At 71.3% G+C, this 25949-nt stretch carries 21 protein-coding genes; 7 read left to right on the top strand and 14 right to left on the bottom strand.

The window, feature by feature from the left end; all coding sequences use genetic code 11:
- Positions 1 to 9 precede the first annotated feature (9 nt).
- Genes H7A73_RS05175 through H7A73_RS05165 form a run of 3 tightly spaced genes read right to left on the bottom strand, consistent with a single transcriptional unit; the run spans position 10 to position 2844 of the window.
- Positions 10 to 1071 (bottom strand): DUF2891 domain-containing protein, encoded by a 1062-nt coding sequence (locus tag H7A73_RS05175; RefSeq protein WP_259362718.1) that lies wholly within the window; start codon positions 1069 to 1071, stop codon positions 10 to 12.
- The gene (locus H7A73_RS05170) at positions 1058 to 2140 is read right to left on the bottom strand and encodes a DUF979 domain-containing protein (protein WP_182064967.1); all 1083 of its coding nucleotides are present in this window, start codon (positions 2138 to 2140) and stop codon (positions 1058 to 1060) included. The genes H7A73_RS05175 and H7A73_RS05170 overlap by 14 nt, the downstream gene beginning before the upstream one ends.
- On the bottom strand, positions 2137 to 2844 hold the full coding sequence (locus H7A73_RS05165) for a DUF969 domain-containing protein (protein WP_182064966.1): 708 nt from the start codon (positions 2842 to 2844) through the stop codon (positions 2137 to 2139). Before H7A73_RS05165 ends, H7A73_RS05170 begins: the two co-directional genes overlap by 4 nt.
- Positions 2845 to 2941: 97 nt before the next feature.
- Here H7A73_RS05165 and H7A73_RS05160 point away from each other — a divergent pair, with 97 nt between their 5' ends.
- Positions 2942 to 3586, top strand: a complete 645-nt coding sequence (locus H7A73_RS05160) for a GntR family transcriptional regulator (protein ID WP_182064965.1) — start codon at positions 2942 to 2944, stop codon at positions 3584 to 3586.
- Positions 3587 to 3668: 82 nt separating this feature from the next.
- Here H7A73_RS05160 and H7A73_RS05155 read toward each other — a convergent pair whose 3' ends face one another.
- The gene (locus H7A73_RS05155) at positions 3669 to 4247 is read right to left on the bottom strand and encodes a TetR family transcriptional regulator (RefSeq protein WP_182064964.1); all 579 of its coding nucleotides are present in this window, start codon (positions 4245 to 4247) and stop codon (positions 3669 to 3671) included.
- A 53-nt stretch (positions 4248 to 4300) separates the two neighbouring features.
- On the bottom strand, positions 4301 to 4840 hold the full coding sequence (locus tag H7A73_RS05150) for a hypothetical protein (RefSeq protein WP_182064963.1): 540 nt from the start codon (positions 4838 to 4840) through the stop codon (positions 4301 to 4303).
- 371 nt (positions 4841 to 5211) lie between these two features.
- Between H7A73_RS05150 and H7A73_RS05145 the strand changes: the two genes are divergently transcribed.
- Positions 5212 to 5544: a hypothetical protein gene (locus tag H7A73_RS05145; RefSeq protein WP_182064962.1), complete on the top strand. Its 333-nt coding sequence runs from the start codon at positions 5212 to 5214 to the stop codon at positions 5542 to 5544.
- Between the two features lie 302 nt (positions 5545 to 5846).
- Here the strand turns inward: H7A73_RS05145 and H7A73_RS05140 are convergent, their stop codons facing one another.
- From H7A73_RS05140 to pstC, 7 genes are all read right to left on the bottom strand, one after another.
- Complete coding sequence (locus tag H7A73_RS05140; RefSeq protein WP_247738054.1) at positions 5847 to 6623, bottom strand: phosphate ABC transporter ATP-binding protein; 777 nt, start codon at positions 6621 to 6623, stop codon at positions 5847 to 5849.
- Positions 6624 to 6721: 98 nt separating this feature from the next.
- Positions 6722 to 7768 (bottom strand): sortase, encoded by a 1047-nt coding sequence (locus H7A73_RS05135; RefSeq protein ID WP_182064960.1) that lies wholly within the window; start codon positions 7766 to 7768, stop codon positions 6722 to 6724.
- An 89-nt stretch (positions 7769 to 7857) separates the two neighbouring features.
- Positions 7858 to 9924, bottom strand: coding sequence for an Ig-like domain repeat protein (locus H7A73_RS05130; RefSeq protein WP_182064959.1), 2067 nt, complete (start codon positions 9922 to 9924; stop codon positions 7858 to 7860).
- 64 nt (positions 9925 to 9988) lie between these two features.
- Entirely contained in the window at positions 9989 to 12592 is a 2604-nt protein-coding gene (locus tag H7A73_RS05125) for a hypothetical protein (protein ID WP_182064958.1), read from the bottom strand.
- Positions 12589 to 14334, bottom strand: coding sequence for a phosphate ABC transporter substrate-binding protein PstS (pstS, locus tag H7A73_RS05120; protein WP_259362717.1), 1746 nt, complete (start codon positions 14332 to 14334; stop codon positions 12589 to 12591). Before pstS ends, H7A73_RS05125 begins: the two co-directional genes overlap by 4 nt.
- Complete coding sequence (pstA, locus tag H7A73_RS05115) at positions 14331 to 15695, bottom strand: phosphate ABC transporter permease PstA (protein ID WP_182064957.1); 1365 nt, start codon at positions 15693 to 15695, stop codon at positions 14331 to 14333. Before pstA ends, pstS begins: the two co-directional genes overlap by 4 nt.
- A 2-nt stretch (positions 15696 to 15697) precedes the next feature.
- Positions 15698 to 16681 carry a phosphate ABC transporter permease subunit PstC gene (gene pstC / locus H7A73_RS05110; protein ID WP_182064956.1) on the bottom strand — a complete coding sequence of 328 codons (984 nt, stop codon included), beginning with the start codon at positions 16679 to 16681 and terminating at the stop codon, positions 15698 to 15700.
- A 570-nt stretch (positions 16682 to 17251) separates the two neighbouring features.
- Here pstC and H7A73_RS05105 point away from each other — a divergent pair.
- From H7A73_RS05105 to H7A73_RS05095, 3 genes are read left to right on the top strand one after another with little or no spacing between them, the layout of a single operon-like run.
- On the top strand, positions 17252 to 18718 hold the full coding sequence (locus H7A73_RS05105) for a DUF6421 family protein (RefSeq protein ID WP_182064955.1): 1467 nt from the start codon (positions 17252 to 17254) through the stop codon (positions 18716 to 18718).
- Complete coding sequence (locus H7A73_RS05100) at positions 18715 to 19398, top strand: SDR family NAD(P)-dependent oxidoreductase (protein ID WP_259362716.1); 684 nt, start codon at positions 18715 to 18717, stop codon at positions 19396 to 19398. Before H7A73_RS05105 ends, H7A73_RS05100 begins: the two co-directional genes overlap by 4 nt.
- Positions 19399 to 19402: 4 nt before the next feature.
- Positions 19403 to 20476, top strand: a complete 1074-nt coding sequence (locus H7A73_RS05095; protein ID WP_182064954.1) for a threonine aldolase family protein — start codon at positions 19403 to 19405, stop codon at positions 20474 to 20476.
- 39 nt (positions 20477 to 20515) lie between these two features.
- Here the strand turns inward: H7A73_RS05095 and H7A73_RS05090 are convergent, their stop codons facing one another.
- On the bottom strand, positions 20516 to 22009 hold the full coding sequence (locus H7A73_RS05090; protein WP_182064953.1) for a CitMHS family transporter: 1494 nt from the start codon (positions 22007 to 22009) through the stop codon (positions 20516 to 20518).
- Between the two features lie 153 nt (positions 22010 to 22162).
- Between H7A73_RS05090 and H7A73_RS05085 the strand changes: the two genes are divergently transcribed.
- Together H7A73_RS05085 and H7A73_RS05080 are read left to right on the top strand one after the other, a co-directional pair.
- Positions 22163 to 23872, top strand: a complete 1710-nt coding sequence (locus H7A73_RS05085; RefSeq protein WP_182064952.1) for a sensor histidine kinase — start codon at positions 22163 to 22165, stop codon at positions 23870 to 23872.
- The gene (locus H7A73_RS05080; protein WP_182064951.1) at positions 23869 to 24531 is read left to right on the top strand and encodes a response regulator; all 663 of its coding nucleotides are present in this window, start codon (positions 23869 to 23871) and stop codon (positions 24529 to 24531) included. Before H7A73_RS05085 ends, H7A73_RS05080 begins: the two co-directional genes overlap by 4 nt.
- Before the next feature lie 77 nt (positions 24532 to 24608).
- On the opposite strand, the gene H7A73_RS05075 is transcribed toward H7A73_RS05080, so the two are convergent.
- Positions 24609 to 25856, bottom strand: coding sequence for an endo-1,4-beta-xylanase (locus H7A73_RS05075; protein ID WP_182064950.1), 1248 nt, complete (start codon positions 25854 to 25856; stop codon positions 24609 to 24611).
- Between the last annotated feature and the right edge of the window lie 93 nt (positions 25857 to 25949).

Here is a 25949-nt window from a genome sequence, read left to right as displayed (position 1 = left end):
CGACGACGATCAGCGGGCAGCGTGCTCCCGGGCCTCCATGGCGTCCCAGGCGAAGCTCGCCAGCCAGTGGGTGGAGTAGTACTCCTCGCCCACGCTCGCCGCGAGCCCCGAGGCCAGCAGCCGGTCGGCCGCGTCGTCGAGCAGGTCGGCGATCCCGGTGCCGGAGTCGTCCGGACCGTCGGCGCGGAGTGCGTCCGCGATGCGCCGGGCCGACCCCGCCCGCGACAGGTCGAGTCCGAACAGGTGCACCTGCTGCGGGTCGTTCTCGTCGCGGACCACCGTCGACCGCAGGATCGCGTCGCCCGGCTGCACCGCGGCGAAGAAGCCGCGCGCCCACGTGGCGAACTCCGGGGCGGGCAGCACCGTCCGCATCAGGTCGGCTTGGGCGAGGCCGGCGGACAGGAAGTCGTGCCCGCTCCGTTCCCAGGCGAACGGCCACCCGGCGTCCGCGCCGAACCAGTCCTGCGCAGCCCCCTCGACCGCTGCCGCCAGGGCCGGCCGGTCGAGGGACCGAGCGGCCTCGAGCACGAGCAGCAACCCGAACGCGGAGTTCGAGTGCACACCGTGCCGGACCGGGTGCGCAGCGCCGTCGATCCACCGCACGACCAGGTCTTCGAGGACGTCGACGACGGGCGTGAACCCCGGCGCCAGTGCCCGGACGGCGGGCACCTCGGATGCCGACACCTCGGCGGCGAGCCGCGCGAGCCAGGCCCAGCCGTAGGGGCGCTCGTAGTGCGGCGTCTCGCGCAGGTAGGCCGCCTCGGTCGCGAGGTGATCCGTCGTGAGGTGCGCCTGCAGGATCGAGGTGAGCCGGGCCTCCAGGTCGGTGGGCAGGCCGTGCGCGACCAGGCGCGCCGCGAGCCAGTGCATGTGCACCGACGAGTGCCAGTCGTACGACGTGGCGAAGGCGGGGTGGAGCTCGACGGGCAGCGCCCGGTCGTCCGGTCCGGACGTCGCGTGGTGCGCGGCGTACGGGTACTCGCGGGTCGTGTTGTCCGCGGCGACAGCCGCGAAACGGTCGGCCCAGGCGGCCCTGGTCAGGTCGATCGGGGCGGCATCAGAATGCGACAAGGTACATGACTCCCATGTTGACGACGAGCAGGATGGCGGCGGTGGGGATCTGCGCCTTGATCGGGCCGTACTTGTCCCGCATCTCGAGCAGGGCGGCCGGTACCAGGTTGAAGTTCGCGGCCATCGGGGTGACGAGCGTCCCGCAGAAGCCGGCCAGCATGCCGATCGCGAAGATCGCGGCGGGGTTGCCGTCGAAGCCCTGCACCAGCACCGGCCAGCCGATCGCGGCCGTCATGATCGGGAACGCGGCGAACGCGTTGCCCATGATGATCGTGAACAGCGCCATGCCCAGGCAGTAGATGACCACGGCGGCGAGCAGCGAGCCGTCGGGCAGGACCGACTTGATGATCGTGCCGACGGCGTCACCGACCCCCGCCTGGGTGAAGACGATGCCGAGCGTCGAGAGCATCTGCGGCAGCAGCGCTGCCCAGCCGATCGCCTGCAGCAGGCGACCGCCCTCACGGATCGGGGTGGCGATCTTCGGCGGGCGCAGGACGAACACGGCCACGACCACGGCGAGCACGGAACCGATGCCCAGGCCGGTCAGGGTCGCGCTGCCCTCGGCGAGGAGCGGTTCGCCGCCGAACGAGACGAGGGGGCCGAGCGTCGCGACCAGCACGGCGACCACCGGCACCACGAGGGCCGGGATGAAGAGCCGGTTGCCGTACTTCGTCGCGAACGCGGCACGCTCGTCCGGGCTGGTGGTGGCGAGCACACTCGTGCTGCCGCTGCCGGCGCTCGTGATCTCCTGCGTGACGCCGGTGGGTTCGGCGGGGCCGGTCTCGGCACCCGTGCCCGCGCCGGGGATGCTCGCGACCCGGGTGCGGCTCGTCGTGCCGGTGAAGCCGAGTCCGGCGAGCGCGACCATCACGAGGACGGCGATCCCGAGCGTCCAGGCCGGCACGGTGCCGGCGGCGACGAAGGTGCCGTAGAAGAAGGACAGCCCGAGGATGCCCCAGAACGCCGCGTTGCCCAGGCGCTTCGCGTGCGCGGTGTCGGTGACGATCAGGACGGCGACGGCGATGAAGAACGCGCCGATGAGCCAGTAGAGCCATTCGCTGGTGATCACGATGCTGCCCCCAGGGTCGGGGCGTCGGCACGGGCGTCCGCCGCCATCTTGTCGAGTCGGCGGTCGAACAGCAGCAGGCGTCCGCCGTGCACGATGAGCGCCGCGATGCCCGTCGGGATCGCCCACAGGGCCAGGTCGATCGGTTCGAGCGACAGCCCGTAGGTCGAGTCGACGAACGTCGTGATGAGCAGGATCGAGCCGACCGCGACGAAGACGTCCTCGCCGAAGAACACGCCGACGGTGTCCGACGACGCGGAGTAGCCCTTGATCTTCTCGCGCATGCGGTCGTCGATCCGCCCGTACTTCTTGGTCGCCGCACCCTCGGCCATCGGGTAGACCAGCGGGCGCACGGTCTGCGCCGGGCCACCGATGCTCGTCAGGCCGACCGCCGCGGTGACCTGCCGGATCACCAGGTACCCGGCGAGCAGACGACCGGTCGTGAGCTTGTCGAGCTTCGCGATCAGACGCTTCGCCTGGTCCTGCAGGCCGTAGCGCTCGATCAGACCGATGACGGGCAGGACGAGCGCGAAGGTCGTGACGGACCGGCTCGAGGCGAACCCGTTGCCGAACGCGTCGAGGATGCCGACGGGACCGATCCCGCCGATGGCCGCGGTCACGATGCCCGCGACCGTGACGACGAGGAGCGCGTTGATGCGCAGCGCGAAGCCGACGATGACGACGGCGACGCCGATGAGGACGAACATGCGGGACAGTCTGGACCGCATTGTTCAACAATCGCAAGAGCCGGTTCTGCTCTGTAACACGCCCTTCACAAACGCCACCCGTGCCAGGATCGGTGCCATGACCCGAACCGTCGGCGGCGCTGACTCCACGGCCACGCGGTTGCGCACCATGATCGCGTCGGGTGGGTTCTCTCCCGGGGCGCAGCTGTCCGAGGAGCGGTTGAGCGACCAGCTCGGGGTGTCACGGAACACCCTGCGCGAGGCCTTCCGGCTGCTCGCCCGCGACCGTCTGGTCGAGCACGTGTTCAACCGCGGGGTCTTCGTCCGCCGGCTCTCCGCCGCCGACGTCACCGATCTCTACGCGGCTCGGCGAGTGCTCGAAGAGGCAGCCGTCCGCGCCTGCACCCCCGACGCACCGGCACTCGCCGAGGCCGCCGCAGCGGTCGCCGACGCCCGGGCAGCCGCGTCCGCGGGCGACTGGGGCGCGGTCGGCACCGCCGACATCCGCTTCCACGCCGAGCTCGTGCGCGCGGTGCCGAGCGACCGGATCCACGCCCTGATGGACGGCCTGCTCGCCGAGATGCGGCTCGCCTTCCTGACCACCGCAGACCCGGCCTCGTTCCACGCCGACTTCGTCGAACGCAACGGCGCGATCGTGTCCGCGTTGCGCGGTGGCGACCAGGACGCCGCCTCGGCGCTGCTCGCCGACTACCTCGACGACGCGGAGCGGACGCTGCGGATCGCCGCCGGCGCGGCCGACTGAGGGACGGACAGGAGGCCCGGCGCAGCTCCGCCCCGCACGCTCGGTCCGCGACCACTCACGCTGGACGCTCCGGTTCCCTCGATCAGGACTTCCCGCCGAGCAGCGCCGTGACCGCGTCGACCACGACCTGGCGACGCCGCGGCGGCGCCACGGCCTGCACCAGCGGCTCGTACTCCGGAGCGGTCGCGCTCCAGAACGCGGCGGTGTGCAGGACGAGCCCGAGGAGCACCGCCGGACGGAACGCCCGCGGCAGGACCCCGGCGCGCTGCGCGTGCTCGACCTCGGCCACCGCGTCGGCGTAGCTCGTCGCGACCGACTCGAGCGGCGCGTCTGCTCGCTCGAGCCGGTGCCAGGTCGCCAGACGCGGCGCCCACGGGCGGCGCTGGTACGACTCGGCCAGGCGACCGGCCCAGGCGGCGAGGTCGGAGGTGTCCAACGGGACCTCGGAGAACGTGTCGGTCACGGTCTCGGCGACGAGGGCGTCGAACAGGCCCTCCTTGCTGCCGAAGTAGTGGAAGACCTGCGCCTTGTTGCTCGACGCCGCCACCGTGATCCGCTCGAGCTTGCCGCCGACCAGTCCCGCCGACGCGAACTCGTCCCGCGCGGCGAGCAGGAGCCGTTCGCGCATCGCATCGGCGGCAGGGGGCGTGAATCGGGCCATGACGACCACCGTACCGATCCCGCAGCCCGCGGAGCTGGAGTGCCGCAGCAGCTTCAGGCCCGCTGTCTCCGCACAGCGCTCCTGAGCACCAGCGCGAGCGTCGACAGGACGCCGGCGACCACGGCCCCCTGGACGAGGTCGGCGAAGCCGCGCTGCAGACCGTCCCCCGTGACGAGGATCGCGACGACCAACGCCGCCGCCGTCCCGAGCACGGTCGACCGCTGGCGCACGTTCCCGTCGGACCGGCTCACGGCGGCGTCGATCGCCACGAGCGGGACCGGGAAGAGCGCGGCGAAGGCACCCGAGCCCTCCAGGAGGAGCAGTCCGAGGAGCAACCCGACGCCGAGACCGGAGGACAGCGCCACCCACTCCGACGCGGCGACCCGGGTCCGCGAGGCACCTCTGCGCCCGCCCTGACCGAGCCAGTACATCGCGGCGCAGACGGCGCCGCCGAAGAGCAGGACCGAGCCGGGATCCCACAGCGCGCGGTCCGGAGCGGTCGCCATCGACGCCCCGAGCGCCGTGCAAGCGACCAGGATCGTCAGGACGCTGCTCCGCCCCGGGCGCTCGACCGTCTGCAACTGATGTTCCACATTGTGACTGTAGCGGGTGCGCTCAGCTCGTGCTGAAATACGAATATCTTGTTCCACACGCTGGTTGATCGGAATGGTCCTGCTATCACCCCACCCGCGACTGATCTGAGGAGATGGCGTTGTTTCGGATACTCACTGCAAGGACCTCGGCAGCGTTCGGAGGCTGCCTGCTCTTCATCGCAACCCTTGCGCCGCCAGCAACAGCGGCACCGAACCCCGAACCGGCCGCCGGCGCGGACGTACAAGAACAGGCGCGGGAACTTGCTGCCCTCGAGCGCGCCTACAATGCGAACCAAGCCGGCAAGGGCAACTCGATCAACGCAGGGTTCGCCTCGTCGCCGGTGGCGTCCTTCCGCTGGAGCTACCGAGGCGTGACGATCGTCGTGCCGGCGGGGTGCTTCCTCAACATGTCCGTCCGCGGTTCCGGGCTGCGGGTCACAGGGTCGACGACGGCGGTCGAGTGCTACGGCCTGGCGGCCGTCGTCCCCAGCATGTTCTGCAATTGGCGCGGTGTCTACCGGTTCAAGGACGTCAACGGGCGGCAGTACGCCCAGGAGACTACCTCGGTGCGTGCCGGCTGCGGGCAGGCCGTCTTCCACATCCCCAGTGTCAAGAAGCACACGTTGCGTCCGGGGAGCATGTGCGTCGACTTCAAGAACAACGGAGACGTCCGCGGTCGGACTTGTATGGCGATCTACCGTTGACCGGTGATGGGCGACCGGCACACGCTCGCCTCCTCGACGGACCCGGCACCGGACTCGCAGCGACGGCGGTCCTGCTCGGAGCCACGTACTCGTACTCGTCCTCGTCCTCGTCAAGGTACTTCCGAGTCCGATCGCACTCACGAAGCACGACGTCAACGCGCTGCGCTCCGCGATCAGGTGACGGAGTTACCGGTCGTGGTGATCGACCGGTGCTGTGTGCTGACCCTGGCACTGGTGCCCTGGGCGCGATGGTCACCGGACGGGAGGCGCGGGGCGGGCCCGCACCGCGCCTCCCGTCCGGCTCACCCGAAGCGACCGTTCACGTAGTCGGACGTGCGCGGATCCTGCGGTGTCTCGAACATGGCGTCGGTCGGGCCGTGCTCGACGATCGCGCCGGGGGTCCCGGCCTCGGCCAGGAAGAACGCGCAGCGGTCGGAGACGCGCTGCGCCTGCTGCATGTTGTGGGTGACGATGACGATCGTCACGTCGGTGGCGAGCTCCGTGATCGTCTGCTCGATGCGCCGGGTCGACGTGGGGTCGAGGGCGGAGCACGGCTCGTCCATCAGGAGCACCCGCGGACGGACGGCGAGCGACCGCGCGATGCAGAGCCGCTGCTGCTGCCCACCGGACAGACCGCCGCCGGGTTGCCGGAGACGGTCCTTGACCTCGTTCCACAGGCCCGCCTTGGTGAGGGTCTCCTCGACGAGCGCGGCCTTCGCAGCCTTGTCGAGCCGCACACCCGTCAGGGCGAGCCCGGCGAGCACGTTGTCCTGGATGCTCATCGCGGGGAACGGATTCGGCTTCTGGAACACCATGCCGATCTGCCGTCGGGCCTCGGTGATGCGCCGGGACGCGTCGTAGATGTCGACGTCGTCGAGGAGCACCTCGCCCGCGAGCGACGCCGTGGGGACGAGCTCGTGCATGCGGTTGAGCGTGCGGAGGAACGTGCTCTTGCCGCAGCCGGACGGTCCGATCAGGGCGGTGACCTGGCCGGCCGGCATGGTCAGCGAGACACGGTCGAGCACCTTGTGGTCCCCGAACCAGGCGGAGACGGATCGGGCGTCGAGCGTCGCGGGCAGGGTCGCCGGGTCCGGTGCCGGCGGCACGCGGTCGAACCAGCTGTCGAACTCGGCGAGGAGGGTTTCGGTTTCTGTTCCGGGCATCGTGGTCTCTTCGGTCACATCAGGTTGGGCAGGAGGACGGTGAGCTGGGACGCCGCGGAGAGCCCGACGGCGAGCACCACCGGGACGGCGACGACGAGTGTCTGTCGACGGCCCCAGAAGCGCATCCCGACCGCGAACAGCGCGACCATGCCGGCCAGGACGATCAGGCCGAGCACCAGGAACGGCCACACCGAGCCGTCACCGGCCATCGTCAGTTCGGCGGGGGCGAGTGCGGAGTAGCCGAACGAGGGCGTCGGGGTGGGAGCGGCCTTCGAGACGAGTTCGGCGTCGACTCGGACGACCGAGTCGGGCAGGAACGGCAGCCCGGCGGCGGAGACCAGGGTGAGCCGACCGTCGCCGGCCTCGAGCGGTGCGGGGACGTGGTCGCCGGTGCGGCGGACGTCGACGACCCGGTACTTCGCGGTCCCCTGCCCGGTCGTCGCGGTGATGACGGCACCCTTGTCGAGCTGGTCGATGCGCCCGAAGGGGCCGCCGTAGGCGGTCTGGCGCCCGTAGACGACGCTCGCGCCGACCTGACCGGGCAGCGGGGTGTCCCGACGGTGGCCGGGGCCGGAGCGGGTGGTCTCCGACGTGGTGCCCTGCAGCACGACCGTGTCGAGGCCGAGCGCCGGCACCCGGACGATCGCGACGGGGGTGCCCTCGGGGACCAGGCGCCCGTCCGTGCCGGTCTGGCCGACGGGGGCGATGGCGTTGGCGAGCTGGTAGCGGAACGCGTCACGGGCGAGCTGCTGGTCGCGCGAGTACGTGACCTGCGACACGGCGGTGAACTGCAGCGCGAAGCCGACGAGCAACAGCCCGACGACGACGATCGCCGACCCGCTGAACCGCCAGCGGTCGGGGGCTCCGAGGACGGGGATCGCCCGGGCGGCGGGGCCGGCGGACTCGTGGGACCAGCCGGTGACCGGGCGGGACGGACGCCGGGTGCGGGACGGACGCAGTGCCCCGATCGGTGACCACGTCCGGACGGCGCGACGGCGGCCGCTCGCGTCCGGTTCGCCGGTGGGTCGCCGGCCCGGCAACCAGGAGGTGAAGCTCGTCATCGATCCGTCCGTCGGGGTGTTCGGGGGTGGTGGTGTCTTCGGTGTGGGGTGCCCGGCCGGTCCTGTCGGCCCGGCCGGGCGGGGTGGGGCTAGCGCGTGATCTTCACCGAGGACGAGGTCCGCGCGGTGTTCCAGAGGGAGTCACCGCTGTAGACGACGGTCAGCTTGTGCGTGCCGGCCTTGAGACGCGGGAGCGAGACGGTGCCGCGCCCGGTCCCCGACAGCGACACCGAAGCGAGCGTCTTGCTGCCCTCCTTGACGGTGACCTTGCCGGTCGGGGTCACGCCGGTGCCGCTCACGGCGACGGTGACCTTGGCGTGGGACTTGGCGGAGACCGACTTGACCTTGCCGGCCTTCACGGTCGGCGCGCCCTTGGCGACCTTCACCGTCGACACGGCACTCGTGGCGACCGTCCCGCCGGCCGTGGCCGGAGTGTAGGTGGCGACGAGGCTGTACGAGGTGCGCTTCGGGACGAACGAGACCGACGCGGTGGTGGCCCCGGCGGCGACCTTGGCGGTGCCGACGGTCTCCGTGCCGTTCCCGATCGTGACGGTGCCGCCCGTGGCGTTCCCGCCCGTGATCGTCGTGGTGACCTTGGCGGTCTTGCCGACCGTCAGACGCGGGACCGTCATGGTGACGCCGGTCGCGGCCGAGACGGTGACCGTGGACGCCGCCGAGGTGCTCGACGCGACGCCGGCGAGCGACGGGATGAACAGCGCGTTGACCGAGGCCGTGCCGCTGGGCAGGGTCACCGGGGCGGTGACGCTCTTCGCGCCCTTGGCGATCGTGCCGGTCCCGACGACGGTGGAGCCGTTCAGGAACCGGACCGTGCCGCCGCCGGTGCCGAACGAGTCGACGGAGACGGTGGCGCTGACGGGCTTGCCCGCGACGGCCTTCGCCGGGATCGACAGAACGGTGGTGCTCAGCGACGCGGGGAAGGCGCGCAGCTGGGCGTAGCCGCAGGTGGTGGCGGCGTTCGTCGCCGGCTCCGGCAGGAAGCCGTAGGCGGCGATGGTCGCGCCCTGCTTGCAGACGAGCGAGTCCTTGCCGACGAACGTCTTCGCGATCGCGCTGGACGGGTCGTCCGCCAGACGCGACGGCACGATGTTGTAGACGTCACGGACGAAGCCGGCGAAGGCCGGGTTGGTCGCGTAGGCCTTGCCGCTGCCGGTGGTCGCCGGGGTCTGGCTGCCGGCCGTCTTGCCGAGGTCGGCGAGCGTCACGCCGTGGCGACGGTCGGTGACCCCGCCGACGCCGTTGGCCTGCGCCACCCACTGGCTGACGGAGAACGGGGCGATCGCGAGGGTCGAACCGGTGTCGGCCGCGACGACGGCGGTGCCGTCGTGCTCCTCGATCGGCTTGCCTGCCGAGGTGTCGGACACGAAGGAGTTCGTGCTCGTGAAGCCCGAGGCGTCGGTCAGACCGAGCTGGCCGAGGAAGTAGCTGCGGGTGCCCGACCCGAACTTGGGCAGGAGCGGCTGGATCTTGGAGGCCTTGGTGCCGTCCGGACCGGTCGCGCTGCCACCCACGGAGTTGTACGAGCCGTCCACGTTGAAGTACGCGTAGGACACGTCACCGCGGTAGACGTTCCAGAGCGTCGGGGCCGTCTTGGCCTGCGAGCCGTCACCGATGAAGAAGGGCACCTTCGCCAGTGGGCTGCCCGGCGCGTAGGCGACGTCGACCGCGTCGCGGGCGAACGGCACGTACGCCAGGACGCCGTCGGCCGACTGGTCCTTGGCGGCGGGCCCGCCGGACGAACGGGCGAAGTCGAGCTGGCCGACGACGGACTCGTCGATCGTCGTGCTCGTGCCGTCGGCCAGGGCGACGCCCGACTTGTTGGCGACCGCACCGATGGAGACGAGCAGCTCGTCACGGCCGGCGCCGGAGCCGGAGACGCGCGGGATGGCCGCTCCGCCGGAGCGGGTCACGACGGTCGGGCCGGCGTTCGTCGCGTCGTACGAGGCGATCTGGTTCCCCCCGACCGCTGCGGCGACGCCGTTCATGACGTCCTGCGTCGTGTCCGAGCCGAGACCGACGAGCTTGCCGAACGCGTTCCCCGCGGGGTCGGCCTGGGCCGCCGGCACGGAGAGGGCACCGACGATCAGCGCGGCTGCACCGAACGTGACTGCCGACTTGCAGAAGGTGTTGACCTTCATGGCTGGTGTTTCCTTTCGTGGTTTCGACGCTGCCCAGGTGGCAGCGGTCGTGGGTGGAACTCGGTCACACGTGGGCGGCGGCCAGCATCGCCAGCCTCCGGCCACGGCGGATCAGGAACGGCCCCACGCCGAGCGCCGGCAGGCCGGCTCCGAGCGCCGCGGCGAGACCCAGGCGGGTCGCCGCGAGCGGCTGGTCGTGGGTGCGTTGGGTGGGTCCGGACGCCTCGTCGACGTCGTTGGTCGACACGGGAGGCGCGGCGTCGGCCACCGGGTCGACGGTCGCCTCCGGCAGGGTGTCGGTCGACGTCCCCGGGTCGGTGACGGGATCGGTCGCGGTCTCCGTCGTGTCGGTGGGCGGCGGGACCGCTCCGTCGGTGCCGGACGTCGTCGGCTCGGTCGGGGCCGACGTCGCCGGAGCCTTCGGGCAGGCGGCGGCGACCGTCCGGGCGTCGGTCAGCCCGGCGGCGACCTGCCCGGCGGCCGCCCGCATGCTGCTCGGCAGCGGGACGTAGCCGGCGGGGAGTTCGCCCTGCTTCTCCCCGGGGACCTGACCGGCGCCGCTCGCGTACCGGATGAAGGTGGCGTAGTCCGACCGCTCCGCGGGGCTCGAGGCGCAGACGTTCACGGCCGCGTAGCTGAGCACGGCCAGCGGGTACGCCCCGGCGTCGCGGTTCGCGGGGTCCGCCACGACGACGCCGGGGACGGTCGACGGTCGCATCGTCGCGATGCCCTTCGTGATCGACTCGGTGGTCGGGGCGACGGCCTCGCCGGCGGCGTTCACGAGCTTCGCGGTGGGCAGCGCGTACCGGGCGGCCGAGGCCGTGTCCGTGATCGAGAGCAGGAACCGGCTCCCCGGCACCTGGGCGCCGAGCGAGGTGTAGCCCTTCGGCTGCCCGAATGGGTTCCAGGAGTCCTTCTGGTTGGGGTCCGCCTTGAGCGTCCGGTAGGCGCCCTCGTGCATGTCGTTCATGTACGGGCGCATGTCGAGGGTGCCGTAGCCGGTCTCGTCCGGGTCGCCGCCCTTCGCGATGGTTAGGTCGGCCTTCGGGAAGCTGTCGATCGTCGTGTCGGTCGCCAGTGACAGCGGGCGGTAGGCGGGGTTGATCCGCATCCCCCACTCGTCCGGGCGCCCGTCGAGGAACGCCGCCGCGACGGGGTCCGCCCGCAGCCACGCCCAGACCCGGGCGTTGGCGTTCGTGTCCCCGAGCGCGACCATCAGTCCGGCCGGGGCGGTGTCGCTCTTCGAGCCGACGAAGGTCGGGTTGAGCGCGAGGAACTCCGGGTCCGTCACGATGCTCGAGGCGTTCGCAGCCACGGTTGGGTCGCCCTTGCCGCGGCCGGGCACGTCCGCCTGGTACGACTGCGTGAGCAGCTTCGCGACGAGCCGTGCGTCGAGGGTGAGCTCCTGTGCCTGCAGCCCGTTCCGCGCCTTGGCGGGGGCGTCCGGGTACAGCCGGTAGTCGATCGAGAAGCCGATCACGATCGCCGACTGCGCCACCGGGGCGTACCGGATGGTCGTGTCGGGGGCGGTCGCGGGGTCGAGCGGCGTGTTCACGAGGGCGAGCCGCGATGCCCCCCCGGTCGTCGAGACGATCTGGTGCTGCGCTTCCTCGTCGCCGATCTGGGAGTAGCCGTAGGTGGTGCCGAGTCCGCACAGTGCGGGCTGCCAGGCGGTGACCGCCTCGGTGGCGGGCTCGGAGCCGACCAGGCGCTGTTCCGCGTTGCCGATCGGGCAGGACTGGGCCACGGACTGGAACCCGAGGGGGAACACGACGCGGTTGCGCCAGGCGGACGCCGACAGCGGCGAGCCGGTGACACGGCCTGCCGCGGTCGACCCCGCGGTGCCACCGTCGAGGTTGTGGCTGCCGCGCGGCACGATCACGAGCCAGCAGTCCCGCGGTGTTGCCTTGCCGGCCACCACACGGTCCTGCCCGCAGCCGAGCTGCGGCGCCTCGAGCCCCGACTGGGTCTCGAAGGTGACCTGACCGGTGCCGTCGCTCGCGGTGCGGGCGGCGGTGACCTCGTTCGTCGTCGTCGCGTCGAACTGCTTCGACAGCTCCGTGGTGCTCTTCGACAGGGTCCCGTCGACCGACCGGAAGGGCACGCGGTAGGCGCGGAGGAAGGGGTTCTCGACGGGCGGGTCGAGCAGCAGGTCGGGGTTCGCGTCCGGTCCGGTCAGGGTCGGGTCCTGCAGCGGGTCGTCCCCGTTCACCAGGTCGCGCTTGGCGGCACCGACGCCGGTCAGGGCCGCGATGGTCGACGACGGAGCGCCCCACTGGCACTGTTCGGGGGACGGCCCGGCCGCCTCGTCGCCCCAGCACTGCATGACCTGGACGTAGTCGGTGGCGTACTCACTCGGCGAGGTCGGCTTCGCACCGGTCCAGCTCACCGTGACGCCCTGGTCGGTGAGCTCGCGGGTCTGGCTGACCGTGAAGGACATCTTCGAGAAGTCCGCCGCGTCGGGGTCGGGCGTGGTGGTCGATCCCCCGGCACCGAGGGCGGCCTGCGCGTCGACCCACGACTTCGTCACCGCGGACGAGGGCGTGGCCGACGGCGCGGTGGCCGACGCCGGGATCGTGGCGACGAGCAACGAACCGGCGATGGTCGAGGTGACGGCGCCGAAGACGAGGGCCGCGGAACCGAGTCGGACGAGGTGCTGGTTCTTCACTTCTGGGTCCTCCGTCGGGACACGAGCACGCCGATCAGCGGGGGCAGCAGGACCACGCCCAGCAGTGCGGCCACGGCGCAGAGCATCAGGGTGCGGGTCGGCGTCCAGCCGTCGGCCGCGTCGACCTCGACCGGCAGGGCGGCCACGTTCTGGCACACACCGCTGTCGGCGTCGCACTGCACGGGCGAGCCGTTGTTCAGCGCCGGCACCGCACCGCTGCCGGTGCCGGTGCCGCCGGAGAGCTCCTCCGTCGAGCCGCTGCCGGACCCCGAACCGGACCCGCCCGAACCGCCGGAACCGGAGCCCCCGGAACCGCCGCCCTTCGCACCGGTCCCCGAACCGCCGCCGCCGGAGCCCGAGCCGGAGCCCCCGGCCGCCCCGGTACCGCCACCGGAACCGCCCGCGCCACCGCCGGACGCGCCACCGCTCTGGGTCGGCGTCGTGGTGCCCTTCGCCCCGCCGGTGCCCGTGTTGCACTGGGTCGCACCGAGCTTGTCGCACGCGGGCGGCTGCGGTGCCTTGACGGCGAGGGTGTTCTTGCCGTCGGCGGAGAACGTCGGGTTGTTGCACTTCCGGATGTCGATCTTCTTCGCTTCGACGCCGGGGATGCGCCGGACCTGGTCGAGTCCGGCCTGCACCAGGTTGATCGGCAGCGGCGAGTACCCGAGCACCTCGGCCTGCTGCTGCCCCTCGCACAGGAAGTAGTAGTCGAACGCCCCGAGGGTCTTGCCCTTCGCCTGGGTCAGGCTCGCGTCGGTGGTCGTCGGCACCACCATGTAGGAGTACGACGACAGCGGGTAGGTGCGGGCGTCGGGGTTGTCGTAGACGCCGTCGAGGATCTGCGTCAGGTACGACGACGACCGCTTGTCCTGGTTGATCTTCGCGCCGAGCAGGCCCACCGCGACGTTCGAGGCGGTCGGTTCGACGTAGTAGCCGGCCTTGTTCAGCACCTTCGCCACCGGGTAGCCGGTCTTCAACGCGTAGGAGTACTCGACGTACGTGATCGTGCCGACGTTGGCCTTCTGAGCGACGTAGCCGGACACGCCCTGCGAGTTCGGCTGGGCGATGAAGCCCTTGCCGGCGACCGTCGGGTAGTTCGACGTGATGCCGCACGGCAGCGGACGGCCCGCCTGCTTGCAGTACGCGTTCCACTCAGACGGGTACTTCTTGCTCATCCAGGTGGTGAACTGCGCGGTCGACCCGGACCCATCGGACCGGACGACCGGCACGACGCGACGCTTCGGCAGGTCGAGCCCGGGGTTGTCGGCCTTGACCTTCGGGTCGTCCCAGCTCGTGATCTCGCCGGTGAAGATGCCCGCGAGCACCGGGCCGGACAGCCGCAGGTTGGTGATCTGCTTGCCACCGGCGCTGAGGTTGTACATGAAGGACGTGCCACCGGCGACGATCGGCATGTACGCGTAGCCGACCGTCGGCGGGACGTCGGTGACTCCCCCGTCCTTGATGCCGTACGGGATCTCGGAGACGGCGAAGTCGACCGTGCCCGCCTTGAACTGGTTGCGGCCGTCGGAGGACCCGGTGCTGGCGTACCGGACCTTCATCCCGTACTGCTGCACGTTCACGGCCCACTGCTGGATCGCGACGGAGCTCCACGACGAGCCGGCGCCCGAGATGGGCACGTAGGACTCGCCCGCGTCGGCCGCGGTGGCGGGGAGGATCGACAGGGCCAGTGCGGCGGCGGCGGCCAGGACCGCGCCCATCAGGCGTGTTCTGCGGGGTCTCACGAGGGGTCCTTCTGGGAGGCGTCGGCGGGGAACGGGTGGACGTAGCGGCGGGCGTGCCGGCGGACGAAACGGCCGACGGGGCGCCAGACCGGTTCGGCGGCGGCGACGCCGCGCAGGACCAGGCGACCGAACGCCCGGAAGCGGTCGTTGCGGCGCTCGCGTGTGGCGACGGTCTGCGACCCGATCACGCGGGCGATCACGAAGAGCACCAGCACGAGGAACATCAGGACCGCGGCCGCGCCGAAGCCACGGGCGATCATGTTCGGTTCGGGCGACTTGACGAACTCGAAGATCGCCAGGGGCAGCGAGATCATCGGTCCGCTCGTCGGGTCGAGGTTCAGGTCGGGCGCGAACCCGGCGGTCAGCAGCACCGGGCTCGTCTCACCGATGCCGCGCGCGGTGGCGAGGATGATCGCGGTCACCAGGCCGGAGCGGGACGTCGGCAGCACGACCCGCCACACGGTCTGCCACTGACCGGCACCGAGCCCGATCGACGCCTCCTTCAGCGTCGACGGCACCAGGCGGAGCACGACGTCGGCGGACCGGATCATGATCGGCAGCATCATCACGCTGATCGCCAGGGACGCCGCGAACCCGGACTTGTCGAAGCCGAGTCCGACGATGACGCTCGCGTAGATGAAGAGCCCCGCGACGATCGAGGGCAGCGCGGTCATCGCCTCGACGATGGTGCGGACGAACCGGGCGAAGGGTCCGGGCACCTCGGTCAGGAACAGCGCCGTGGTCACGCCGAGCGGCACCGTGATCACGAGCGCGATCGAGATCTGGATGAGCGACCCCGCGATGGCGTGCAGCACCCCGCCGGAGGTCATCGGGTCGAGCGGCCCGGTGAGCGCCATGTCCTGCGTGTAGAAGTTCCCGTGCGGCAGCGCCTTCGTGGCCCGGATCACGCTGAACGAGACGACGAACACCAGCGTGGCCACCACGACGAACGCCAGCGAGTGCACCGCGGCGGAGACGACCCGGTCACGGACCACGGCCGCGCTCTCGTTGGTGGCGACGAGGAGCGCGTAGAACACCAGGAACATCACGTAGGCGACGGCCGCGAAGGCGATCGGGCCGGAGACCGGGGCGAGTTCGGTGAACACGATCGACGTGACCGAGACCGAGGCGACCCCGGCACCGACGACGCAGAGCACGTCGCTGATCCGGGTGCCGCTGAACCGGCGCTCCTCGGGCCCACGGGCCGGCTCGGACTCCCGCTCGAGCCGCGGCAGGACCGTGCCGGAGCCGGAGCCCGAGGGCGTCGACACCGTCACCGGGCTGGCCGGGACGGGCGTCGACAGGGGGACGGTGGGCAGGGGTGACGTGACGCCCGACGGCGCCTGGGTGGTGTCGGTCATGGCTAGCTGCTCGCTCCCGAACGCGATCGGGCGACCACGGCGGACGCAGCGAAGTTGATGCACAGCGTCATCAGGAACAGCGTCAGACCCGCTGCCATGAGTGCCGACATGCCGAAGGGTGTCGCGTCGCCGTACCGCAGGGCGATCAGCGAGGAGACCGAGCTCGCCCCGGCCTGCAGGATGTGCGGCTGGATGACGAACACCGGCGAGATGATCATGTAGACCGCGATGGTCTCGCCCAGCGCCCGGCCCAGACCGAGCATCGTCCCGCCGATGATGCCGCCGCGGCCGAACGGCAGCACGACCGAGCGGATCATCCCCCACCGCGTCGACCCGAGTGCGAGCGCCCCCTCGCGCTCACCGAGCGGGGCCTGCGAGAACACCTCGCGCATGATCGAGGTGACGATCGGTGTGATCATCAGCCCGACGACGATGCCCGCGATGAACGTCGAGGCCGTGTACGCGGTCGGCGACGCGAGCGGGTCGTCGAGGTCGACGCCCGACACCGAGAAGAGCGGGATCCAGCCGAACCACTGGGAGATCCACCGCGACACCGGCGTGATCTGCGACTGCAGGAAGAAGAAGCCCCAGAGCCCGTAGACGACGCTCGGGATCGCGGCCATCAGGTCGACCAGCCCGATGAACGCCTTGCGGATCCGCAGGGGTGCGTACTCGGTGATGTACAGCGCGGTGCCGAGCGAGAGCGGCAGGGCGAACGCGATCGCGACGGCGGCGATCAGGACCGTGCCGACCAGCACGGCGGCGATGCCGAACCGGTGCGCGTCGGGGTCCCAGGCCTGCGTGGTGAGGAACCCGAACCCGGCGACGCGCAGCGCCTCGGTGGCCCGGACGGCCAGGAACAGCCCGACGAGCAGCATGATCGCGAGGACGGTGACACCGCCGGCACGGGCGATGCTCCGGAACCTGACGTCCGACGGGTCCCGCACGACCGTGAGCAGGCGAGGCGAATCTGTGGACAACGGCATCCTTCGGGGAATCCGGGGCAGCAGATCGGGTGCGCCGGGGGATGCTGCGCTCCCGTTCCGGCGGGCATCACATTGGCAGTCGCTGGACCAACGAAGGCCCCTCAGACGGCGTCCAGGAAACGGCTCAGAAGTGAACAGACAGGTTTCCTGAGCGTATCGCAAGCTTCGTGTGGTCGCCACGCCCTCCGTTCGGGGGCGGACGGAGCAGTCCGGGGTACAGCGATCGGGGCACAAGCCCGATGCGACACAGAACCCCAGATCGGAAGGTGGTTCGTTCCCGGAACCAACCTTTCCTCACACTCGCGCCCGCCCTCGCCCCGCCAGGCGAACGTCCAGGTGGACGAGCCCGGACCACCCCTCCGAGCCGCCTGTCACTCCTGCCAGGACCAGCGGGTCGACGGTTCCGTGCGCGCAGCAGTCGGATCCCCGCGCCGGCACCACGACGACGCACGATTCCACTGCAGATGGGCAACTTTGCGTCTCCCGAACTTCCCTAGGCTCGAGACGATCCGGTAACGCGCACCACTCGTCCGCAGATCCGCGGCCGACCCCGATGACGGGAGGTTCGACATGTCCCAGTTCGCCCAGAAGGTCTCGCACGACGCCATCGTCGGAGAGCCCGAGGTCGTCGAGGACCACCTGTCGGTGCGCGAGATCGCCGCCCACCCCGCCTGGCTCCGGCTCAAGCGCGCGGTCGTCGCCCTGCAGGCCCTGCAGACGCGGGACGGCTCCGTCCCCGAACCGTCCGACCACGCCACTGCCGCCGGTCACGTCGCGGTGATCGTGCCGGCCGTCGCCGAGCTGGCGCCGCACTTCCCGCACGACGCCGCGTTCCTGCAGGTGTTGCAGCTCGACTTCGCCCGCTGGCAGGAGCAGGGCTTCGGGGTCCCCGACTTCCTCGACTCCCTCACCGCGTTCCAGCCGCAGGAGCACCGCGTCGACGGGCTCGGCCACCTCGTCGTGTTCCCGATGGTCACGCAGAACGGCAGCACCTCGCGGTTCGTCGAGGCGGTCCTGGTCGAGGTCATCTGGCCGGAGTTCATCGCCGAGCTCGAGGCCGGCGACCACGGCAATGCGTTGTTCGTCGCGCTGCGGTTCGTGGACTTCACCCCGGGGTACGACACGAACTCGGCGGTGCTGTTCCCCGAGACCGTCGCGATGCGCTCGATCCCGGCCTTCACGTGGGGCGCGATCTTCCAGGACCGCGAGGCCGCCCGCTACCGCCGGGTCGTCCGTGCCGCCGCCGACGTCACCAAGCTCGAGCTGCCGGCCGAGGCCGCTGCCATGCTCGACGACCAGCAGCTGACCGAGCGGGTCTTCGTGATGTGGGACATCATCCACGACCGCTCGCACATGCGCGGGGACCTGCCCTTCGACCCGTTCATGATCAAGCAGCGGATGCCGTTCTTCCTCTACTCGCTCGAGGAGCTCCGGTGCGACCTGACCGCGTTCCGCGAGTCCGTGCGTCTGGAACGCGAGCTGTCCGCCGGACCCGACACGGGCCTCCAGGACGCGCAGCGCGCCATCCGCGACCACGCGCGCCTGGTGCAGTACGCGGTCGTCTTCGACCGCATCTTCCGCTTCGCGATCACCGGCAGCCGCGTCCGCAACTACGACGGACTCGGCGGCCAGCTGCTGTTCGCCTGGATGCACCAGCACGGCGTCCTGCACTGGACCGACACGCAGCTGACGATCGACTGGCCCGAGGTGCCGGACGTGATCATCGCCCTGAGTGACGAGATCAACGAGCTCTACCGGCGCTCGATCGACCGGCCGAAGTCGGCGCACTGGCTCGCCGCGTACGAGATGCTGACCCGCACGCTCACGCCGCACCCGGCGTCGAAGTGGGCGCGTGGGCTGCCCGACGAGACGCTCGCCGGACCGCCGCGCGGCTACACCGACGCGGTGCTCGACGACGAGTTCCCGCTGTCGATGTTCTACGAGGCCCTCGACAAGAAGATGGCGACCGTCATCGCGTCCACCGCCGGCATCACCGGCACGACGGACGCCGAGCTCGTCGGCGAGGCCGCCGCGTGACCGACGGCTCGGTGGCCGGTCGCCTGGTGCTGATCGCCGGTGCGACCAGTGCCAGTGGCGCGGCCGTCGCGCGCGCACTCACCGCCGCCGGTGCGTCCGTCGTCGCGGTCGGCACCAGACCCGACGCCCTGGAGGCCCTGCGCGCGTCCGTCCCGGGCGTCACGACGCGCACGTGCGACCTGTCCGACCTCGGTGCGGTCACCGCGTTGGCCGACGACGTCCACGCGGACGCCGGCCGCGTCGACGGGCTGGTCCACCTGGTCGGCGGGTGGCGCGGCGGTGGCAGCATCGTCGGCCAGTCCGACGCGGACTGGGACTTCTTCGACCGCGCCTTCCGGACCCTGCGGAACACGACCCGGGTCTTCCACGACGACCTGGTGGCGTCCCCCGCCGGCCGGCTCGCGTTCGTGTCGTCCACCGCGGTCGACTCCCCCACCGCCGGCGCCGCGAACTACGCAGCCGCGAAGGCCGCGTCCGACGCCTGGGTCCGGGCCGTCGCGCAGGGGTTCCGGAACGAGGCACCGGAGACCGCCGCGGCCGCCGTGTTCGTCGTCGGCGCGCTGTCCGGCCTCGAGGAGCGGCTCGGCGCCGAGGTCGTCCGGCTCTGGGACACCGCACCGGCCGACGTCAACGGTGCCCGCATCCCGCTCACGGCGCCTGATCCCTCGAACCTAGGATGAATGCGTGACCCTCACACTGCACGACCTGGACCTGCGGGGCTTCGCCTCGGACAACTACGCCGGCGTCCACCCCGAGATCCTGTCCGCCATCGCCGCGGCCAACGACGGCCACCAGATCGCCTACGGCGAGGACGTCTACACGGCACGTCTCAACGAGGTGATCCGGGAGCACTTCGGGCCGCAGGCCGAGGCGTTCCCGGTGTTCAACGGCACGGGCGCGAACGTCGTCGGGCTGCAGTCGATGCTGCCGCGGTGGGGAGCGGTCGTGTGCACCGCGACCGCGCACATCCACACCGACGAAGCCGGTGCGCCCGAGCGCGTCGCCGGCATCAAGCTCCTGCCGGTCGAGGCGCCCGACGGCAAGCTCACCCCCGAGCTCATCGACCGCGAGGCCTGGGGCTGGGGCGACGAGCACCGCGCCCAGCCGCTCGTCGTGTCGATCACGCAGACCACCGAGCTCGGCACCGCGTACACGGTGGACGAGGTCCGGACGATCGCCGACCACGTCCACTCGCTCGGCATGAAGCTGCACATGGACGGCGCCCGCATCTCGAACGCCGCGGCGTCCCTCGGGGTGCCCCTGCGCGACTTCACCACCGACGCCGGTGTCGACGTGCTGAGCTTCGGCGGCACGAAGAACGGCATGCTCTACGGCGAGGCGATCGTCGTGCTGAACCCCTCGGCGTCCGAGGGGTTGCACTACCTGCGCAAGATGAACATGCAGCTCTCGTCGAAGATGCGGTTCGTCTCCGCCCAGCTCATCGCCCTGCTCAGCGACGACCTGTACCTGCGCTCCGCCGGGCACGCCAACGCCATGGCCGCCCGTCTGCGCGGTGCGCTGGAGGCCGGCATCGCCGACGGCAGCATCCGGGGCGTCGGCTTCAGCCAGCAGACCCAGGCGAACGGCGTCTTCGCGACCCTGCCCGCCGGGGTGGCCGACCGACTGCGGAAGCACTTCCGGTTCTACGACTGGGACGCCAGCCGCAACGAGGTGCGGTGGATGTGCGCGTACGACACCTCGGAGCAGGACATCGACGACTTCGTCGCAGCCCTGACGCGGGAGCTCGACGCCGCCTGAGCCGGCCCGGCACGCGCCGGGCCGGCACCGGCGGTCGACTCATCCGAACGGGATGACCCGCACCACGATCGCCACCACGAGCATCGCCATCGCGACCACGGCGGCCCGCCACAGCACCTTCCGGTGGTGGTCGCCGAGGTTCACGTTCGCCAGCGACACCAGCAGCAGGATCGCGGGGACGAGCGGGCTCTGCATGTGCACCGGCTGCCCGACCACCGACGCCCGCGCCATCTCCGCCGGTGTGATCCCGTACGCCGCGGCGCTCTCGGACAGCACCGGCAGGATGCCGAAGTAGAACGCGTCGTTGCTCATGAAGAACGTCAGCGGCATGCTCAGCACACCGGTGATGCCCGCCAGGTACGGGCCCATCGAGTCCGGGATCACCGCGACGAGCCAGTCAGCCATGGCCGCGACCATCCCGGTGCCGTCGAGCACCCCGATCAGCACCCCGGCGGCGAACACCATCGAGACGACGCCGACGATGCTCGGGGCGTGCGCGACGATCTGCGCGGTCTGCTGCTTGAGCTGCGGGAAGTTCACGAGCAGGGCGATCGCCGTGCCGATCATGAACACGAAGTGCAGCGGCAACAGGCCGAGCACGAGCGCCACCATCACCGCGACGGTCAGCGCCAGGTTGAACCAGATCCGCCCCGGCCGCAGGGTCGGACGGTTCGGGTCGAGCATCGTCTCGGCCATGGTGCCGGTGCCCGTGCTCTCGTCCCCCGACCCGACGCCGTCCACGCCCTCGCCGTCCGCACGCCGACCGTCGGCCTTCCCGCCTCGCAGTCCGAGCGCGACCGTGGGGCTCGTGAACATGCCGCCGCCGGTCCCGCCGACCGCCGCGAGCACCCGTGAGCCCGCCCCGGCGTTCGCGCGCTCCGGTACCCGTGCACCCCGCGAGGCCTCGGTGAACTCGATCAGGCCGAGCCGCTTGCGCTCCCGCAGCCCCATCGTCCACGCGAACGTGAAGCACAGCAGCAGCCCCACGACGAGCGACGGCACGAGCGGCACGAAGATGTCCGTCGGGTCGATCTTCAGCGCTGCGGCGGCACGGGCGGTGGGACCGCCCCACGGCACGATGTTGAGCGTGCCGTTCGTCAGCCCGGCCACGCACGTCATCACGACCGGGCTCATACCGAGCTTCAGGTAGATGGGCAGCATCGCCGCAGTGACCACGATGAAGGTCGTCGAGCCGTCCCCGTCGAGCGAGACCGCCCCCGCCAGCAGGGCCGTCCCGAGCACGATCTTCGCCGGGTCGTTGCCGGTCACCCGCAGGATGAACCGCACGAGCGGGTCGAACAGGCCGACGTCGATCATCAGCCCGAAGTACATGATCGCGAACATCAGGAGCGCAGCCGTCGGCGCCAGTGTGCCGATCGCCTCGGTCACCATGTCGCCGAGTCCCAGGCCCGCCCCCGCGAACAGTCCGAACACGGTCGGCACGATGATCAGCGCGAGCATGGGCGACATGCGCTTGGTCATGATCAGGACCATGAAGGTCAGGACCATCGCGTACCCGAGGATGACGAGCATCAGGACTCCTTCGTCCGTGTCTGGCAGTCCGGGCACGCTACGACCCGGCCTGGAGGCGCGGCGCGCTTCTGCACATTGGCGCACCATCGCGCGTTCACCGCTTTCTGCGCATTGTGCGCAGGCACGTCGGCTCGCCCTCCGTACGCTGGGGTCGTGACCGACGACCGTTCACGGCGCCCCAGGCTCCGCTTCGCCACCGAGGTGCTCGTGCTGCAGCTCGCCGTGGTCGTCGCCGTCGTCGCCCTGACCAGCGCCGTGTTCGTCCGGATCGAGGTCACCCGGCTCGAGCGTGCTGCCGAGGGGACCGCACTCGCGATCGCACAGAGCGTCGCCGCGCAGTCCGACGTCCGGGCCGCGGTCGCCCGCTTGAGCGTCGACGGCACCGACCTCGACCCCGCGGTCCTCGCCGACGGACCTGTCCAGCGTGCGGCCGTCGCGGCCCAGCGCCGGACCGGAGCACTCTTCGTCGTGGTCACCGACGACCGCGGCATCCGACTGGCCCACCCCGACGTCGATCGGATCGGCGAGATGGTGAGCACCTCCCCCGACGCCGCACTCGCGGGCCGGGAGACCGTGTCCTGGGCGCGCGGCACGCTCGGTGAGTCGGCGCGGGCGAAGGTGCCTGTCTCCGCGCCCGCGGCCAGCGGGGCGGAGACGAGCCGGGCCTCCCGGCAGTCCGCCGTCGTCGGCGAGGTGAGCGTCGGGTTCAACCGGGCACGCGTCTACGACACCCTGGTCGAGGACAGCATGCCGGTGATCGGTGCCGGGCTGGCGGCGGTCCTGCTCGCCGTGGTCGCCTCGGTGCTGATCCGGCGGCGACTGGTGCGGCTGACGCTCGGGCTGCAGCCGGAGGAGCTCGTGACGCTCGTACAGAACCAGCAGGCCGTGCTCGGCGGGGTCGGTGAGGGCGTCATCGCGCTCGGGCCGTCGGGGGTCGTCACCGTCTGCAACCCCGAGGCCGTGCGACTGCTCGGGCTGGTGGACCCGGTCGGCCGTCCGGTGGCATCGCTCGACCTGCCCTCGCCGCTCGGGTCGATGCTCGACGTGACCACCGCGGTTCCGGCGAGCGCCACGATCGTCGCCGGGCACCGGGTGCTGCTCGTCGACGTCCGCACGGTGTTCCGCGACGGACGCGACCTGGGCCGGGTCGCCGTCCTGCGCGACCGCACCGACGTCGAGGCCCTGACCCGGCGGCTCGACGCCGTCGGCGCGATGAGCACGGCGCTCCGTGCACAGCGCCACGAGTTCGCGAACCGACTGCACGCGATCTCTGGACTACTCGACATCGGCGAGACCGCCCGGGCGCGCGCGTACCTGGCGGACGTGCAGGAGCGCGGGCCGCTGCGCTACCCGGTGCAGCACGCCGACCGGTTGACCGAGCCGTACCTGCAGGCGTTCCTCGGGGCGAAGGGCGTCGAGGCCGCCGAGCGGGGCGTGCTGCTGCGGATCGGGGCGGAGACGCTCGTGCAGGGGACGATCACCGAGCCGGGTGACGTGACGACCGTGCTCGGCAACCTGGTCGACAACGCGGTGTCGGCGGCCCTCGACGGGGACGAGCGCACGCGCGGCGGCCGCTCCCCGTGGGTGGAGGTCGAGGTGCTCGACGACGGGTCCACCCTCCACCTGTCCGTGATGGACTCGGGGCCAGGCGTGCCGGCCGACGCCGCGGACTCCCTGTTCACCCGGGACACGGACCTGCTCGCATCGCCGCCCGACGTCGAACGCGTGCACGGGCTCGGGATCGGGCTGCCGTTGTCGCGGGAGATCGCCCGGCGGCACGGTGGTGATGTGTGGCTCGCCTCCCCCGGCGGTGACGACCACGGCGCGGTCTTCTGCGCCCGACTGGAAGGAGTGGTGTCGTGAGTTCCGTCCACACCGTGCTGGTGGTCGACGACGACTTCCACGTCGCCGACCTGCACCGGCGGCAGGTCGACGAGGTACCGGGGTTCCGTGCGCTCGAACCAGTCGGGACCCTCGCGGCCGCCCGCTCCGCGCTGGCGAGTGGGACCGTGGACCTGGTGCTCGTCGACGTGTACCTGCCCGACGGCAGCGGCCTCGAGCTGCTGCGCTCGATCGACACCGGCGCCGACGCCTTCGTGCTGAGCGCCGCCTCGGACTCCGGCACCGTGCGCCGGGCGATGCGGAGCGGGGCACTCGCCTACCTGATCAAACCGTTCGCAGCCGGGGTGCTGGCCGAACGACTGCAGGCGTACGCGCGGTCGCGGAACGTGCTCGACGAGCGGTCGACGCTCGACCAGGAGGCCGTTGAACGGGCCTTCCGGATCCTGCACGCCGGCGACAGCGGTGGGGCGTCGCCGTCCCGGGCGGCCACGGCGGCGCTGGTGCTCGAGCAACTCGGCGCCGGCGAGGAACGATCCGCCGCCGAGGTGGCTGCGGCGATCGGGGTGTCGCGGGCCACGGCGCAGCGGTACCTGGCGCAGCTCACGGCGGACGGAACCGTCGCGATGCAGTTGCGGTACGGGGCTGCTGGGCGGCCGGAGCACCGGTACCTGCGGCGGTGATTGGGTCGGTGTGACCGACCCGTGACGGCCGGGAGGCGCGGGGCGGGGTCGCGTCGGGCCTCCCGTCCGTCAGGTGGTCACGTGACGATCCGCACCTGCGTGGGGACGTCGGTGACGGCGAACGGAGCGGACGTGCCGCGCACGTCGACGCGGTAGTCGCCACGGAACCCGCGGACCGGCACCCGACCACGGGCATCGGTGCGCAGCACCGTCGGGCCGAGCCACCACTCCTCCTTGACCAGGCGGCGGAGTGCGTCGTAGGACGGCTTCGGGGTGCCGTCGGCGCGGACGAGTCCGATCGGGGCGCCGAGCCACGCGCCGGCGTCGGTGATGCCCCAGTAGGTGATCGCCTCGACCGAGGGATGCCCCACCAGGCTCCGGTAGTGCCGCTCGAGGTCATCGGCCTGACGCTGCTCCCCCTCGGGCGTCGACGGCCACGAGTCCACCTGGTGGTCGTTGAGGTCGACGATGTGCGCGGGCATGAGGTCCCCGGACACGAGCGAGGTCTCGGTCAGGTGCAGCGGCAGGCCGTATCGAGCGAACCGGTCGACCATCGCGAGCATCGTGTCCTCGCCCCAGTAGCCCTGGTGCATGTGGGTCTGCAGCCCGATGGCGTCGATCTGCACGCCAGCCTCGAGCACACCCTCGATCAGGCACTCGTACGCACTCGACAGGTCGAAGTCGTTCAGCAGCAGGGTGGCGTGCGGATTTGCAGCGCGGGCTTCCTCGAAGGCCATCCGGATCATCGGGATGCGGCCCTTGGCGCGGGCGAGCGGGGTGATCGCGTTGTCGCCGTTGTCGAACACCGGCATGATGACGACCTCGTTGATGGCGTCCCAGGTGTCGATCGTGCCGGCGAAAGCGGAGACCTCGCGGCGGATGCGCTCCCGCTGCAGCTGCTCGACCTCGTCCAGCGGGAGCCCGAGCAGCCAATCGGGCTGCACGGTGTGCCAGACGAGCGGGTGACCCTTGAGGGCGATGCCCCGTTCACGGAACCACTGCGCCGTCGTCAGGAGTCTGGCGGTGTCCGGGGCTCCGCGCTCGGGCTCGAAGCGGCCCCAGTAGAACGGGAGTGTCGCGGTGTTGAAGACGTCGGTGTAGAGGTCGGCGAGGTGCTCGGTGCCTGCTTCGTCCTGCGCTTCGGCGTTGGCTTCGCCGGTCGCTTCGCCGTTGGCCAGTCCGATGAAGTCGAAGCCGATGTTGCCGAAGGCGAAGGCATGGCGGGTCTGCTCGACGGTGATGTCGGCATCGGGGATGGGATTGCCTTCGGCATCGACGATCGTCAGGGTCGTCTCGCCGAAGCGGTGCTCTGGTGCGTGCGTCATCGCGCGTCCTCCGACGTCGTCGTCCGGGATTTGTTGTGCGCGCAAACATAGCAGCGGAGGGCGTGGGCGTCACGTCGTAGATTGATGGTGTGA

Source organism: Curtobacterium sp. ME12 (genome assembly GCF_903970855.1).
Classification (GTDB): domain Bacteria; phylum Actinomycetota; class Actinomycetes; order Actinomycetales; family Microbacteriaceae; genus Curtobacterium; species Curtobacterium poinsettiae_A.
The sequence above is the reverse complement of the archived record's forward strand: the minus strand, read 5'-3'. Positions and strand labels throughout refer to the sequence as shown.

Excerpts from the sequence above, each read along its gene's own strand:
- H7A73_RS05165 (WP_182064966.1), bottom strand. The coding sequence starts at position 2,844 with ATGTTCGTCCTCATCGGCGTCGCCGTCGTCATCGTCGGCTTCGCGCTG.
- H7A73_RS05160 (WP_182064965.1), top strand. The coding sequence starts at position 2,942 with ATGACCCGAACCGTCGGCGGCGCTGACTCCACGGCCACGCGGTTGCGC.
- H7A73_RS05155 (WP_182064964.1), bottom strand. The coding sequence starts at position 4,247 with ATGGCCCGATTCACGCCCCCTGCCGCCGATGCGATGCGCGAACGGCTC.
- H7A73_RS05135 (WP_182064960.1), bottom strand. The coding sequence starts at position 7,768 with ATGACGAGCTTCACCTCCTGGTTGCCGGGCCGGCGACCCACCGGCGAA.
- H7A73_RS05130 (WP_182064959.1), bottom strand. The coding sequence starts at position 9,924 with ATGAAGGTCAACACCTTCTGCAAGTCGGCAGTCACGTTCGGTGCAGCC.
- pstA (WP_182064957.1), bottom strand. The coding sequence starts at position 15,695 with ATGACCGACACCACCCAGGCGCCGTCGGGCGTCACGTCACCCCTGCCC.
- pstC (WP_182064956.1), bottom strand. The coding sequence starts at position 16,681 with ATGCCGTTGTCCACAGATTCGCCTCGCCTGCTCACGGTCGTGCGGGAC.
- H7A73_RS05105 (WP_182064955.1), top strand. The coding sequence starts at position 17,252 with ATGTCCCAGTTCGCCCAGAAGGTCTCGCACGACGCCATCGTCGGAGAG.
- H7A73_RS05090 (WP_182064953.1), bottom strand. The coding sequence starts at position 22,009 with ATGCTCGTCATCCTCGGGTACGCGATGGTCCTGACCTTCATGGTCCTG.
- H7A73_RS05075 (WP_182064950.1), bottom strand. The coding sequence starts at position 25,856 with ATGACGCACGCACCAGAGCACCGCTTCGGCGAGACGACCCTGACGATC.